This is a genomic window from Lysinibacillus sp. 1 U-2021, assembly GCF_029916965.1.
GTDB lineage: Bacteria > Bacillota > Bacilli > Bacillales_A > Planococcaceae > Lysinibacillus > Lysinibacillus capsici.
The window spans coordinates 136815-151326 of sequence record NZ_CP123966.1 but is presented as its reverse complement, the minus strand read 5'-3'; the positions used below and the strand labels follow the sequence as shown (position 1 = coordinate 151326).

15 protein-coding genes are annotated in these 14512 nt (G+C 37.1%); 11 read left to right on the top strand and 4 right to left on the bottom strand.

Annotation, left to right across the window (positions count from 1 at the left end):
• The first annotated feature begins 130 nt into the window (after positions 1 to 130).
• Entirely contained in the window at positions 131 to 1471 is a 1341-nt protein-coding gene (locus QH639_RS00735; RefSeq protein WP_281115514.1) for a sodium-dependent transporter, read from the top strand.
• A gap of 78 nt (positions 1472 to 1549) precedes the next feature.
• On the opposite strand, the gene QH639_RS00730 is transcribed toward QH639_RS00735, so the two are convergent.
• Positions 1550 to 1810: a DUF1871 family protein gene (locus tag QH639_RS00730; protein WP_004228396.1), complete on the bottom strand. Its 261-nt coding sequence runs from the start codon at positions 1808 to 1810 to the stop codon at positions 1550 to 1552.
• 72 nt (positions 1811 to 1882) lie between these two features.
• Between QH639_RS00730 and QH639_RS00725 the strand changes: the two genes are divergently transcribed.
• On the top strand, positions 1883 to 3055 hold the full coding sequence (locus tag QH639_RS00725; protein WP_259420253.1) for a MalY/PatB family protein: 1173 nt from the start codon (positions 1883 to 1885) through the stop codon (positions 3053 to 3055).
• 110 nt (positions 3056 to 3165) lie between these two features.
• Positions 3166 to 4593, top strand: a complete 1428-nt coding sequence (locus tag QH639_RS00720; protein ID WP_259420254.1) for a magnesium transporter CorA family protein — start codon at positions 3166 to 3168, stop codon at positions 4591 to 4593.
• Positions 4594 to 4643: 50 nt separating this feature from the next.
• Here the strand turns inward: QH639_RS00720 and QH639_RS00715 are convergent, their stop codons facing one another.
• Positions 4644 to 4856, bottom strand: a complete 213-nt coding sequence (locus QH639_RS00715; protein ID WP_066038174.1) for a hypothetical protein — start codon at positions 4854 to 4856, stop codon at positions 4644 to 4646.
• A 22-nt stretch (positions 4857 to 4878) separates the two neighbouring features.
• Positions 4879 to 5466, bottom strand: a complete 588-nt coding sequence (locus tag QH639_RS00710) for a peptidylprolyl isomerase (protein ID WP_004228389.1) — start codon at positions 5464 to 5466, stop codon at positions 4879 to 4881.
• 237 nt (positions 5467 to 5703) lie between these two features.
• Between QH639_RS00710 and QH639_RS00705 the strand changes: the two genes are divergently transcribed.
• Positions 5704 to 7554, top strand: a complete 1851-nt coding sequence (locus QH639_RS00705) for a transglycosylase domain-containing protein (RefSeq protein WP_259420255.1) — start codon at positions 5704 to 5706, stop codon at positions 7552 to 7554.
• Positions 7555 to 8027: 473 nt separating this feature from the next.
• Here QH639_RS00705 and QH639_RS00700 read toward each other — a convergent pair whose 3' ends face one another.
• Positions 8028 to 8591, bottom strand: a complete 564-nt coding sequence (locus QH639_RS00700) for a DUF5366 family protein (RefSeq protein ID WP_131522560.1) — start codon at positions 8589 to 8591, stop codon at positions 8028 to 8030.
• Positions 8592 to 8746: 155 nt separating this feature from the next.
• On the opposite strand from QH639_RS00700, the gene QH639_RS00695 reads away from it, so the two are divergent.
• From QH639_RS00695 to mnhG, 7 genes are read left to right on the top strand one after another with little or no spacing between them, the layout of a single operon-like run.
• Entirely contained in the window at positions 8747 to 11161 is a 2415-nt protein-coding gene (locus QH639_RS00695) for a Na+/H+ antiporter subunit A (RefSeq protein WP_131522559.1), read from the top strand.
• Positions 11148 to 11570 carry a Na(+)/H(+) antiporter subunit B gene (locus QH639_RS00690; protein ID WP_004228380.1) on the top strand — a complete coding sequence of 141 codons (423 nt, stop codon included), beginning with the start codon at positions 11148 to 11150 and terminating at the stop codon, positions 11568 to 11570. Before QH639_RS00695 ends, QH639_RS00690 begins: the two co-directional genes overlap by 14 nt.
• Positions 11570 to 11911: a Na(+)/H(+) antiporter subunit C gene (locus QH639_RS00685; protein WP_004228379.1), complete on the top strand. Its 342-nt coding sequence runs from the start codon at positions 11570 to 11572 to the stop codon at positions 11909 to 11911. The genes QH639_RS00690 and QH639_RS00685 overlap by 1 nt, the downstream gene beginning before the upstream one ends.
• Entirely contained in the window at positions 11904 to 13391 is a 1488-nt protein-coding gene (locus QH639_RS00680) for a Na+/H+ antiporter subunit D (RefSeq protein WP_281115513.1), read from the top strand. The genes QH639_RS00685 and QH639_RS00680 overlap by 8 nt, the downstream gene beginning before the upstream one ends.
• 4 nt (positions 13392 to 13395) lie before the next feature.
• Complete coding sequence (locus QH639_RS00675; protein WP_131522557.1) at positions 13396 to 13875, top strand: Na+/H+ antiporter subunit E; 480 nt, start codon at positions 13396 to 13398, stop codon at positions 13873 to 13875.
• Positions 13872 to 14153, top strand: a complete 282-nt coding sequence (locus tag QH639_RS00670; protein WP_131522556.1) for a Na(+)/H(+) antiporter subunit F1 — start codon at positions 13872 to 13874, stop codon at positions 14151 to 14153. The genes QH639_RS00675 and QH639_RS00670 overlap by 4 nt, the downstream gene beginning before the upstream one ends.
• Positions 14137 to 14505, top strand: coding sequence for a monovalent cation/H(+) antiporter subunit G (mnhG, locus tag QH639_RS00665; protein ID WP_004228373.1), 369 nt, complete (start codon positions 14137 to 14139; stop codon positions 14503 to 14505). The genes QH639_RS00670 and mnhG overlap by 17 nt, the downstream gene beginning before the upstream one ends.
• Positions 14506 to 14512: the final 7 nt, after the last annotated feature.

The window sequence follows — 14512 nt, the reverse complement described above, 5'->3', positions numbered from 1 at the left end:
CCTCACATGTCATCTCTCTATATTTTTACTCCTTCAAATGTCTTTCTTGCTATCATCAATTTTCTGATATTTGCTTGTGTTATGAGAATATTGAGGTAAAATAATACTTTAGTATAAGGAGGATTTATTCGTGTCATCGAGGGATCAATTTACAACAAAAATTGGGTTTATTTTAGCTGCCGCAGGAAGTGCTATAGGGTTAGGAGCTATTTGGAAATTCCCCTATATGGCGGGTACGAATGGCGGTAGTGTCTTTATTTTATTATTTATTTTATGTACTTTCTTTATTGGCTTACCCGTCCTCATTGCTGAGTTCATGATTGGTCGTCGAGGTCAAAAGGATGCCGTTACTTCCTTTAAGGAACAAGCGCCAGGAAAGCCATGGTATTTGATTGGCTGGGGCGGTATGGTAATCGCAGGCCTTATCCTATCATTCTACAGCGTTGTTGGTGGATGGATTTTAAGCTACTTGGGTCGTGCCTTTACATTTAAGCTAACGAATGCTGGCTCTGACATCAACTACGCTGATTTATTTGGCGATATTATTTCAAGCCCTTTTGAAGCAGTACTTTTACAGGGACTATTTATGTTATTGACAGTGGTCATTGTGTCAGCAGGTATTAAGGGCGGAATTGAAAAAGCTAGCACATGGATGATGCCTCTCCTCTTTATTTTCTTTATTGTCCTAGTTATTCGCTCTTTAACTTTAGACGGGGCTATGGAAGGCGTTAAATTTATGTTTGTACCTGATTGGTCCTATTTGAATGCTGAAACATTTTTAATGGCCTTAGGACAAGCATTCTTCTCACTAAGTGTAGGTATTGCGGTTATGATTACATATGCTTCCTATTTATCTAAAACAGAGAAGATTGGTAACTCTGCGATTAATGTAGCATCTATGAATATTATTATCTCTTTACTTGCAGGACTTGTTATTTTCCCAGCAGTATTTGCGCTTGGTTATACACCTGATCAAGGGCCAGGCTTAGTATTCATTATTTTGCCAGCTGTATTCGAGCAGTTACCTCTTGGTGGCTTATTCTTAATAATCTTCTTCATTCTATTGCTTTTTGCTACAGTCACTTCTTCCATTTCCATGTTAGAAATAGTCGTAGCAATCGCTATTGGTGATAAACCAGAAAAACGCAGAAAAATGGCTTGGATTGGTGGAATCATTATTTTCATCGTTGGTATTCCAAGTGCCCTTTCATTTGGTATATTAGCAGATGTAAAAATAGTAGATCGCTCTATTTTTGACTTTGTTGATTTTATGACTAATAGCATCGGTATGCCGATTGGAGCTATGTTGATTTCAATTTTTGCAGGTTATTATTATACAAGAGATATTTCACGTAAAGAATTAGCTGCGTCAAGCTTCATGTTTCATATTTGGTACATTTTAATTCGCTACGTCTCCCCACTCGCCATTCTTATTATTTTCATTCAGGGGATTTTGCCTTTATTTAAATAAGTCTTAGCCTCAAAGATGTATCAAAAAAGAGGTTGTCCATTGACAACCCCTTTTTTTATAAGGAATATGCAAAATATTTTAAATAATACATTTCGCTTCAAATTTAATGGCAATTAGTTTGTAAGAAATGGCTACACAATCTTCAAATGGAATCCATTGCTCAAACGAATGCTCATATGTTTCTTGAATAACTTTTGCAAGTGTTGATGGATCATCAATCCCTTGTAATGCTGCAACTACATCTGCTGTTTCTGTATCATAATGGTCTGGACCTAAGTGGAATGGATCCCACTCCTCTAGCAGATGGACAGCTGCTTGATTCATTTTTATATTTTCCAAAATACTCACCTATTATCCTTTGATCATACTCGTATGATACCATAGTAAAAAAAAAAGAAAAGAGTGATTTACTTGTCTATTTTTGATCAAACTATCAAACGTCGATGTACAAACTCTGTCAAATGGGACGCAATGGAAAAGGTTTATGGCCTAAACGATGCCTCAGATATCTTACCTATGTGGGTAGCCGATATGGATTTTGCGGCTCCAACAGCCGTTTCAAAGGCTCTACAACAACATGCCGAACATACTATTTTTGGCTATAGTTATATGAGTGAGGAAGCGATTCAATCCATTGTAGACTGGCAAAGTACTCGCCATGACTGGGACATTGAGAAAGAAGCCATCCTATTCTGTAATGGTGTGGTGGCTGCATTAGCTAACAGCGTTGTTGCCCTAACTAACCCTGGTGACAAAGTACTCATTTCACCACCAGTTTATCCGCCATTCTTTAACATACCAAAAAGTAATGGTCGTGAAGTTGTGAGCTGTCCATTAATTGAAAAAGATGGATTGTTTGTCTATGATTTTGAATCCTTCGAGAAGTCTTTAGCTCAAGATGTGAAAGCCTACATACTATGTAACCCGCATAATCCAGGAGGCTATGTATGGGATGAAGCTACTTTAAAGGAAATTGTACGACTTTGTGCTAAATATGATGTCATCATTATTTCTGATGAAATCCATGCTGATTTAATGATTAATGGGGATAAACATATTCCTTTAGCTAAAGTTGCAGGTGATGAAATTAATCGCATTGTTACGTGTATGGCTCCTACTAAAACATTTAACTTAGCAGGAATTCAAGTTTCATATATGATCGTAACAGATAAGGAAAAACGCTTGAAGCTAGAGGCCATCAATATGGCAAGTGGTCAAGGCTCATTAAATACATTTGCCTCTGTTGCCCTTCATGCAGCATACACAGAAGGGGCTCCTTGGTTACATGAATTACTTCCTTATATTTCTGCCAACATGGATTATGTGAAAACGGAGTTAGAGCAGATTCCAGGTATTCGTGTTACGATTCCTCAATCCACTTATTTAATCTGGATTGATTACCGAGAACTAGCGCTTGAAGAGAAGGAGATCATGAACCGCTTACTTGAAATCGGGAAGCTAGCTCTAGAACCAGGGACAAAATACGGAGAAGAAGGTCGTGGCTTCCTACGTATGAATGTTGCTTGTTCATTTGATACTGTGAAAGATGGAGTCGAGCGTTTTAAAAAGGTCTTTGCGCAATAAAATGATTGAAAGGATATCTCTCCCCTTAGAGCTATCCTTTTTCTATGTTTAAAAACAAAATTTTGTGGAAAAGGTTCTTATCAATCGGATTTATAAAGAGGTGATTTTACATGGACATTGTCCCATTAACGATTAAACGTGCTTATATGACATTCCTATTCCCCTTCGCCTATTCCGAAAAAAATCGTCAAAAAATCAGTGATATACTACTAAACGAGGGCTTTTTCTTTTTCACCTTACACAATACATCTCTTGAAGACGCTTTTTATGGTGATATGACGATTATACATGAGGAACTTGCCCAATTTTTCTATCCTTTTTTGGAGGATAAATTATTTCCAAACGAAATGAATAACCCTGACTTTATTCGTTTTTCGAAAGCTTTTTATACACAAGGCGCCTTACATCTTCAAGAAAGTCAAATCAAATATGATTACGAAGTGATGAGTATTGATGTGACACTATGTCCTTTTGGGAATGGGATTATAACAGTAAGAACAAATATTACAGATCAATCACATGATCTAAGTGATATTTTAAATTTTATCCACTATTTTAGAGTATTAGAGGCTAAACTAAGAGAGGAGAAAGGTGCAAGTCATCATTTTTCATTTGGTCATTGTTCTTCTACGAGTGAATTATTATTTAAGTATTTTATACCTTTTTTAAAACCTTTTCTATTACATCAACAAGACCATAGCTACGAAGGCTTACCTTTCTTTGAAGATGAGCGAATGTTTGCCTCAGCTTATTTAATGGCAGAGGAAGAAGCTAAAATTATACCTGAGCATTTATTTCGCTTAGGACAAGTAGACGGTAGGACACCTGCTGGCAAACCCTTTATTTCTAGCACTAATCCTTCATATATCTCTAATTATGTACAAGAGCATGCCCATAAACGCTGGGCTCCTAACAGTTATATTATCACCTCCTCACAAGCACAAATAACGATTACAAATAGGCCGTTTGCCAAATGTACACATAGTATTCAAGAATTTATGGGTACGCACTATTATAATTTGTTCATTCATTATTTTTATAAAATGATGCTCTTAAAGCTTTCCTATGAGTATAGTGAAATAAAGTGGGGCAAAGATAAACAGATTGTCAATGAACTAATCGAGCTGATTACAAAGTTTTCTGCACGCTATTATTTTGAAGAAGTTATCGTACGAACAGAAGGCAGAGAAATTGCTCAATTGCTACGAAAGTACTTCCGTATAGATGAACATTATGTAGAAACAAAAGAAACATTGAATAGTTTGTATCGAACACAGGAAGATCAATCCGATAATCGAAGTAATAATTTACTATTTATTTTAACAGTCTTTACTGTGGTATCGGGCATTTATGGGATGAACTTAGTCATTGAAGGGTGGAAAGATAGCAGTGATTTCGATAGCATCGGTAGTTATACACTCTTTGAATGGGTAGCCTTTATTACTGCATTGAGTGGGATTGGCTTGTCACTTGTACTGGTTTGTTTCACTGCCATCAAGGCCCTGCAAAATACTATTCGACGCTTTAAAAAAAATTGATACAATAAAAAAGAATCTGCTCGCCCTCTGTGGCAAGCAGATTCTTTTTATTAGACATTCTGTTGATTGTTTGTGTTTTTCTTTTCTGCTAAAATACGTGCTTCAATTTCTTTTGATTTTAATTCTTGTTTCTTAGAAATTTTTCTAAAAAGCGTAAACACGATAATACATAGAATAAGCATAATTAAAAATTCAAATGCTGCTGGAATATAACCTGATTTGTCTTCTGGGAAATATAAAAATTGATACATAAAGTTCTGCATGTTCTACACGTCCTTATACGTATTATTCAAAGACTGTAATTGACTCAATTTTCACATCTTCTAACGGTTTGTCACGGAAATCTTTTTCCACATCTGCAATTTTATCCACAATGTCCATACCTTCTACTACATGACCGAATACTGTGTGTTTATGGTCTAACCAAGGTGTACCACCGTTTTGAGCATAAGCTTCGATGATCTCTTCAGGGAAGCCCGCTCCTTGTAATTGACGAAGCATATCACTTGGAAGGTGCTTCATTTGTACAATAAAGAATTGAGAACCATTTGTGTTTGGTCCTGCATTTGCCATTGATAGCGCGCCACGTAGGTTAAACAATTGCTCTGAGAACTCATCTTCAAAGGAATTACCCCAAATTGATTCTCCGCCCATTCCAGTACCAGTTGGGTCGCCGCCTTGAATCATGAAGTCTTGAATAACACGGTGGAAAATAATGCCGTTATAGTAGCCTGATTTAGCATGACCTAAAAAATTCTCAACCGTTTTCGGTGCGTGCTCAGGGAATAATTTAATTTTGATAGCACCTAATGTTGTGTTCATTTCTACAAGCACTTCGCCTGCTTGTACGTCTGTTGTTAACTGTGGAAACATGGAAGTCTCTCCTTTAATGATAAATTTCAGTTTCAATGAAAAAGATGCCCTTGCACCTTTTCTGACCTCATTTTAGTCTAACATACTTCCTACTGGTTTTCTCCCTCTAAGTATTGACGATTTTTGCACTTTTACTATTCATGTTTAAAACTATGTAAATAGGTCTGAGCGAGTATTTGGAATCAATCCAAAATATGTTATTCTGATGAAGGATTTATAGAAAGAGTGGAGGCACACATGAAAAAGGCTTTTGGTTTTTTTATTATAGCTCTATCCCTTCCTGCTTTATGGTGGATTAGCTCAAACATTAAAACAGAAATCAATATTGCACAAGCACATGAGGAACAAATGACTAATGCAATACATTTACCCGAGGTAGAGGCCCAACTACCTGTTACCCTTATTGATCGAAATGGGCAAACATTTAGTGAGGAATATGTCGAATGGCGGCAGCCACTAAGTTTACAAGAAATTCCACAAATTGCCCAGGAAATATTCATTACTAGTGAGGATGCTGATTTTTATACGCATATTGGCTTTGATTTAAGTGCTATTATTCGTGCAGTTGTAGCCAATTCAAATAGCAACACAACCTCTCAAGGAGGTAGTACAATTACGCAGCAGCTTGTCCGGATGCGTTATTTATCTGAGGAAAAAACATATGAACGGAAATTAACAGAGCTTTTTTATGCCTATGAATTAGAAAAAGAATTTGATAAAGAAGCCATTTTAACGATGTACCTAAATGAGTCCTATTTCAGCAATCAAGTTTATGGCATTGGCGGAGCAGCCACCTATTATTTTCAAAAGCCACTCCAAGAATTATCCATAGCTGAAATAGCTTTCATTGCTGCCATCCCAAATAACCCTTCCCTTTATAATCCTTTAAAGAATTATGATCAAACTAAAGCAAGGCAGGAGCGTTTGTTAGATACCCTTGCAGCAAATGAAGCTATTACAGAGGAAGAGGCAAAAAACTATAAGGCTGATCCCATTACATTAAATGTGAAAGATAAAATTCAAAGTTATCCAATGTATAGCACTTATGTTCTTCAAGAGCTAAAATGGCTTATTGCAGAAAAAGAAGGTTATGCGGATCGACTAAGCTTAACAGAGAATGAGGAAGAAAAGAAAAAAATTAAAGCACAATTAGACAATCGACTCAATACATTATTTCAAAATGGACTCATCATTCACACAGCGCTTGATCCTACTAAACAGCAGCATGATGAGGAAAAAATGTCAGCTATTTTAGGTACTAGCCCATTCCAAGCAGCAGGTGCAGCCATTGAAAACCAATCAAGAGAAATAGTCAGTCTGTATGCAGGAAAGAATTATGAAAAATTTGATTTCCATCGTGCATTCCAAGGAACACGTCAGCCAGGTTCAGCTTTTAAGCCTCTGGCAGTCTATGCACCATTCTTCGAAACAACATCTCATACACCTGATTCGATTGTCAATGGTGGGCGTTATTGTGTGGGCTCGTTTTGCCCACAAAACTATGGGGGCTATACGTATGGTGATGTGTCAATTCGTACTGCTTTTCGACATAGCTATAATACATCTGCACTTCGTCTCTTTCAAACCGTTGGCGTCGAGACAGCCTTTCATTATCTTAATCGCTTTCACTTCCGCTCGATTGTAGAGAAAGATTATAATTATTCTGCATCATTAGGAGGATTAACCTATGGTGTAACAGCATTAGAACTAGCAGATGCTTATACTAGCTTTATTGATGGCTCTTATGTACTTGCTCATAGTATTCGCAAAGTCACAGCATTAGATGGAACAGAGCTTTATAGTTGGGATACACAGCGTGATCAAATTTGGTCTCCGAAAACAGTAAAATACATGCGTGAACTTCTTGCAGATGTTGTAGCAAACGGTACGGGTCAAGGTGTCTATAGTAACAGCAGCTACGTTGGTGCAAAAACAGGGACAACGAATGACTATCGTGACTACTGGCTTGCTGGACTCAATAATGAATATACTGCTGCTGTATGGCTAGGGTATGATAAACCTCAATCGATGCAGCAATTAGAAGAGTACAAAATCCATCACCAATTATTTAATGTTTTGCTTGAGTAGTGAAACATGCAAAAGGTAGTAGTCTCAATCGACTACTACCTTTTCAACGTGTTAAAAAACAAAACCATCCATAAAATTTTTATGAAAGGTGTAAATGGTTTTCCGTTTCAGGCTACTTGCTTTCCTGTGGGCGAGCATCAAAAGCCTTCTACTCTAACCCTTAAAAAGGTTAGCTTTTTAGCAACAGTTTTCAAATAAAGTGAAAGTGTTCACTATTCTCTATGGAGGGTGGGTCTCACTCATCGCTTCTCAACATTGAAAATAAGAGCCTATCCTCTCTCTAATTATACAAAAAACGGGTTATTTTGTTTATGCAGCTAGTAAAAATAAGGAAAAGGCAATTTTGCACCTGGTTGATTGGAGAGGAGCCAGCTTCACTCCTAGGGATTTAGCGTCACAGATGGGACGCTGGCGGAACGGAAATCAATCCCTCGCTTTTTCTACTATTAACATCACCATTTTAATAGTATGTATTAATTTGCAAACGGCAGACTTGCCAAAATGCCATTATATAGCTTTAATACGACATAAACAACTAATGTTAAAAGAATCGTCCACATAAAAAGTTCAAAGATTAATAGACCGATTGTGCCGCCCATTGATATAAAATGACTCATTTTATAAATCAGATAAACAAAGTAGGTAAATATCGTTATGACAAAAATACCTATTAAAACATAAATAAATTGGATGGCAAATGCAGAACACATAGCACCTACAAATAAAATAATATAGCCACCTCGAGCCTGACTAACTGTGGCTCCTTCGTTGTCCTTTGAAAAGAACAGCATTCCTACCTCATGAATGGTTTCGCCTACAAGTTTAAGGGCAGAAAATAACATAAAAAAAACAATGGCAAAGACGATGAGAAGAAATACACGTAATTCAAAATCTGATAAAAACTCTCGCATTCCTGAATATACACCGATGGCTTGAAAAATCTGTAATGATTTACCAACAGCATACATCCCAAATGTCAAACTAAACAATAAAATTGTAATTAATGGTAGATAACCATAGATATATGGGTTCTTCATAAAAAATTTTTTTCCTCTATTTTTATTGATAACTTCCTATTTATAATATAACGAAAATTCTCCAACGACCGCAAGCTAAATCCCAATAGTACATATGCATTCCCAATTAAAGTACGTTATAATTGATTTACTTACCTGCATAAAGGAGGGTTTTTTTGTTACAAGTACTTTATATTTTTATTCCAATGCTTGTTGCAATATTAGTGCCATTTTTATATAAACGCATGAATAATATTCACACAGGTTGGTTTGTTCTTGCTGTACCTGTTACGCTTGCTGTTATTTATGCAACATATATTGCTCAAGTTGCTAAAGGTGAAGTATTTACTGCAGAGCTACCTTGGATTCCATCGCTTGATATTTCCATCATCTCATATTTAGATGGACTTAGCTTATTATTCTCATTACTCATTACTGGAATTGGCTCGTTAGTTGTGCTTTACTCCATTTTTTACTTAGATAAACATAAAGAAAAATTACATAACTTTTATGTTTACCTACTGTTATTTATGTCAGCCATGCTGGGAGTAGTACAGTCAGATCATTTAATTACACTCTATTTCTTCTGGGAGCTAACATCCATATCATCATTTTTACTCATCGGCTATTGGTATAATCGGGATGCCTCACGCTTCGGCGCATTAAAGTCTATGATGATTACAGTTGGCGGCGGCTTAATGATGCTAGGTGGCTTCGTTCTTCTTTATTTAATGGGAGGAACCTATTCTATTCGAGAATTGATTGTCATGGCACCAAATTTAGTAGATCAGCCTTTATTCACTTGGTCACTTGTCCTATTACTCTTGGGAGCATTTACAAAATCCGCGCAATTCCCATTCTACATTTGGTTACCAGATGCCATGGAGGCGCCAACACCAGTAAGTGCATACCTTCACTCAGCAACAATGGTCAAAGCAGGTATCTATTTAGTTGCACGATTTACGCCGATTTTTGCAGCCTCTGAGCTTTGGGTGTGGCTTGTAACAGGTGTAGGTATCTTAACTTTATTCTGGGGTTCCTTCTTTGCAGTGAAGCAAACTGATTTAAAAGGCATTCTAGCATTCTCTACAGTCAGTCAGCTTGGGCTTATTATGTCACTACTTGGGGCAAGTGCTGTTGCTTTTCATGCAAATGGCTCAGTCGATACCATTAAGTTTGCTGCATTTGCTGCCATTTTCCACCTTATTAATCATGCCACATTTAAAGGTAGTCTCTTCATGATTGCAGGCATTGTGGATCATGAAACAGGAACTAGAGATATTCGTAAACTCGGTGGCTTAATGAGTATTATGCCAATTAGTTTTACCGTGGCTGCAATAGGAAGTTTATCAATGGCTGGTCTTCCGCCATTTAATGGCTTCTTAAGTAAAGAAATGTTTTTAACAGCCATGCTTGCACTTCAGAAGTTTGAATTATTTGGCTTTGAAACATGGGGAGCACTCTTCCCTATTGTTGCGTGGATTGCTAGTATTTTTACATTTATCTATAGCTTCTATTTTGTTTTCCGAACATTTAATGGGAATTACAAACCAGAGCAGTTACCTCATAAACCACATGAGGCGCCGATTGGTATGCTAATTTCACCTATTCTTTTAGGGACTTTAGTTGTGACAATCTTCTTTATTCCAAACATTATCGGTAATATCTTTGTAAAACCAGCCGTTCAAGCGATACAGCCATTTTTGTATGATTCGCCTCAAGCTGTTGATATTCATGTATCAGCTTGGCATGGTAAGATCACTCCTGAGCTACTGATGACTATTGGAATTATAATTGTAGGGGTATTGTTATTTGTTGCCTTACCAAAATGGCAAGGGATGTATCAACGATTCCCGCAAGCGTTAACATTAAACAATGCCTATGACAAAATCATGCAGGGATTAGATGTTGGCTTAAATCGTATATCTCGACGCTATATGACAGGTTCTATGCGTCACTATTTACTCTATATGTTTAGCGGAATTACTATTATTGTTATCGGCTCTCTATTCGTGAAAGATGCATTTAATATTTCATTCCAAGGAGCCTCACCAATTAATCTATACGAAATTATCTTGATCATTGTCTTATTAATTGGTACTGGCATCACCATCTTGGCAAAATCGCGATTAACGGCCATTATTGGGCTTGGTACTGTTGGCTATACAGTCGCCTTATTCTTTGTCATTTTTAACGCACCTGATTTAGCGCTGACCCAGCTCGTTATTGAAACGATTTCAGTTGCACTATTTTTATTAGCATTTTACCATCTACCTAAGCTTGGTAAACGAGAGGAGCGAATGAGGTTCCAGTTAAATCGTGCCATTGTTTCAGTTGCAGTTGGTGTGATGGTAACACTTGTTGCGCTATCAGCTCATTCTCAAAAACTAATTCCCTCTATTGCTAAGTACTACGAGGAAACCGTCTATTCATTAGCTGGTGGTGGAAATATTGTAAACGTAATTTTAGTAGACTATCGTGGTTTCGATACATTGTTTGAAATTACAGTACTCGGCATAGCTGGCATGGGCATCTTAGCTATGATTAAGTTACGTATGAATAGAAAGGAGAACACTCATGAAAACAAATGATGTGATAATACAATTTACAGCTAAAATTGTATTTTTCATTATTTTCTTCTTCTCCATTCATATTTTTTTAGCTGGTCACTATACGCCTGGTGGAGGCTTTGTTGGGGGGCTGTTAACATCAAGTGCACTTGTTCTTTTAGTGTTAGCCTATGATATCAACACAGTCCGCCATATTCTACCTATTAATTACACGTATTTAACAGCCATTGGCTTACTATTAGCCCTTGCTACTGCGGCATACCCAATGTTTGTGGGCAAACCGTTTTTCACACATTTCTTTGATTATTTCGATTTACCGCTTCTAGGCAAACAGTCATTACACACGGCTATGCTTTTTGATAGCGGGGTCTATTTGGTTGTTGTCGGCGTTACGATGACCATTATTCAAACGATTGGAGAGGATGAATAATGGAAATAATTATGGCCTTTGTGATCGGCTTTCTCTTTATGGCAGCGGTCTATTTAATCTTATCAAAAAGTTTATTGCGCATTATTATTGGAACAGGTCTGTTAAGTCATGGTGCTCATCTACTCATCTTAACAATGGGTGGTCTTGGTGGTGAAGCTCCACCCGTCTTAAACGAAGGAGCCAAAACATTTGCTGATCCCTTACCCCAAGCACTTATTTTAACTGCAATTGTTATAAGCTTTGGGGTGACAGCATTCTTCCTTGTACTTGCCTACCGTTCCTATCAAGAGCTTAACACGGATGATATTAGCTTAATGAGAGGAAGTGATGAGGATGAATAACTTCCTACTATTACCCATTATCATCCCGTTTTTCTTCGGTATGATTTTAATGTTTGGACAAAAAAATCTAACTTATCAGCGATCATTTTCATTACTTGGGATTGGACTAGCCCTCCTCTCTGCCCTCTCTCTGCTTTTAACAGTGAAAGAAGATGGTATTCAAAAGGTCACATTTGGAAATTGGCCTGTTCCTTACGGTATTACAATGGTATCTGATATGGTGTCTGCATTGCTCGTTACAACGACATTGCTCATTGCGCTATTTGTTGTTTGGTATGGCTTCGGTTCCATCACGAAGGAACGCGAACGCTTCTTTTATTACCCTGGTATTATGTTTATTTTAACTGGGGTCAATGGTGCCTTTACAACAGGAGATATTTTTAACTTATTTGTGTTCTTTGAAGTATTGTTAATGGCTTCCTATTTACTCATTGTTTTAGGTGGTGAGAAGGGGCAACTGAAAGGGTCTATTAAATATATTTTAATCAATGTTATTTCTTCGGCCTTATTTGTCATAACCGTTGCCTATTTATATTCTGTAGTAGGAACATTAAACATGGCTGATATTGCGGTAAAAATTGCTGAAATTAATCAACCAGGAATTATTACTGTTATTGCAGTACTATTTTTAATGGTATTTGGACTTAAAGCAGCTATTTTCCCATTATATTTTTGGCTTCCTACTTCGTATGCAGCAGCACCGATACCTGTCTTAACTCTATTCGGCGCACTGCTCACAAAGGTTGGGGTATATGCCATTACACGTACCTATACACTATTTTTTGTACATGATTTATCCTATACGCATGATTTACTAATGGCATTAGCTATTGCAACAATTGTGGCTGGTTGTATTGGGGCGCTCGCTTATTTTGATGTAAAGCTCATTATTATCTATAACATTGTCATTGCAGTAGGTGTCATTTTATTTGGTGTCTCTCAAATGAATGAGGCTTCTTTAAAAGGAGCTATGTTTTATTTAATTCACGATATGCTAATTAAGGCAGCACTCTTTATGTTAATCGGCATTGTCATCTACATTACTGGTACATCTGACTTGCGTAAAATGGGTGGACTTATGAAAAAATACCCTGCACTGGGTTGGTGTTATTTAATAGCAGCGTTTGGCTTAGCTGGAATTCCACCACTTAGCGGGTTTGTTGGAAAGCTGTTAATTGTTCAGGGAGGCTTTGAGGCTGGAAGTATGTGGAGCAGTATTTTCATTTTAGCATCTTCATTGCTTGTTTTACTATCCGTGATTCGTATTTTCCTTTATGCCTTTTGGGGTGAGGAAAAAGAAACACAAGGTACCGTCGACAAATCTACCTATAAAATGCTGTTTATGCCTACTGCCTTTTTAGTACTTATTACAGTCGCATATGGTGTGGGTTCTGAATGGATTACGCCATTTATGGATGATGCTGCAAAACTATTAAATGATCCATCTATCTATATAGATGCTGTGATGAAGGAGGATTAGCACTATGGCATTTCAAATGATTTTAAATTTTGTACTTGCCTTTGTCTGGATGTTCCTTTCCTCTAATTACACAGCAACTGGTTTTATCATAGGATTCATAATGGGCATACTTTTACTTATTCTCATGCGGAGGTTTTTCAAGTCTCGTCTTTATGTCTATCGATTATGGGCTCTGCTAAAATTAACGTTGTTGTTCTTTAAAGAATTAATTTTAGCAAATGTTCAAGTGTTGAAAGTAGTGTTGAAGCCTAAACTGGACATGCAACCAGCCTTTTTTGCTTATCCAACTGTTTTAACACAAGACTGGGAAATTACGTTATTATCAAGTCTTATTACTTTAACACCAGGAACAGTGGTAGTGCATGTTTCGGATGATGCGAAAACATTGTATGTACATGCCATTGATATTAACGATGTGGATGAAGCCATTGCTTCCATTCGAGATTCATTTGAAAAAGCGATTTTGGAGGTGAGTAAATCATGACAACATTTATTATTGCTGTAATCGTAGTGATTTGCTTATCAATGATAGCGGTCATTTATCGAATGGTAAAAGGTCCTTCCTCATCCGATCGTGTTGTAGCTTTGGATTCACTAGGTGTTTCACTCATTTCCCTAATCGGACTATTTTCGATTTTAGTGGAAACAAGCTTCTTTCTTGAAATCATTTTATTGCTAGCAATTTTATCGTTTATCGGTACGATGGCTTTCTCTAAATTCATAGAGAAAGGAGATATCATCAAACGTGACAATTCTCGCTAATAGCTTAGTTATCTTTTTCATTACTGTTGGAGTACTCTTTATTGTCGTGACAGCTATCGGACTTGTCCGCTTACCCGATTTGTATACACGTGCACATGCCGCTTCAAAAAGTGCAACACTTGGCGTCATGTGTGTACTAATTGGTGTATTCTTTCACTTTTGGCTGATTGAAGATCATTTCAACCCTCGTATTTTACTGGGGATACTCTTCCTCTTTATTACTGGTCCTGTTGGTGGACACATTATGACGCGTTCTTCCTATATTGCTGGTGTTAAGCCATGGAAAGGTACCGTACGTGATGAACTAGGTCCTGAAATTGACAGAATGAAAAAGGAACAAGGTGTAAAATAAACGTAAA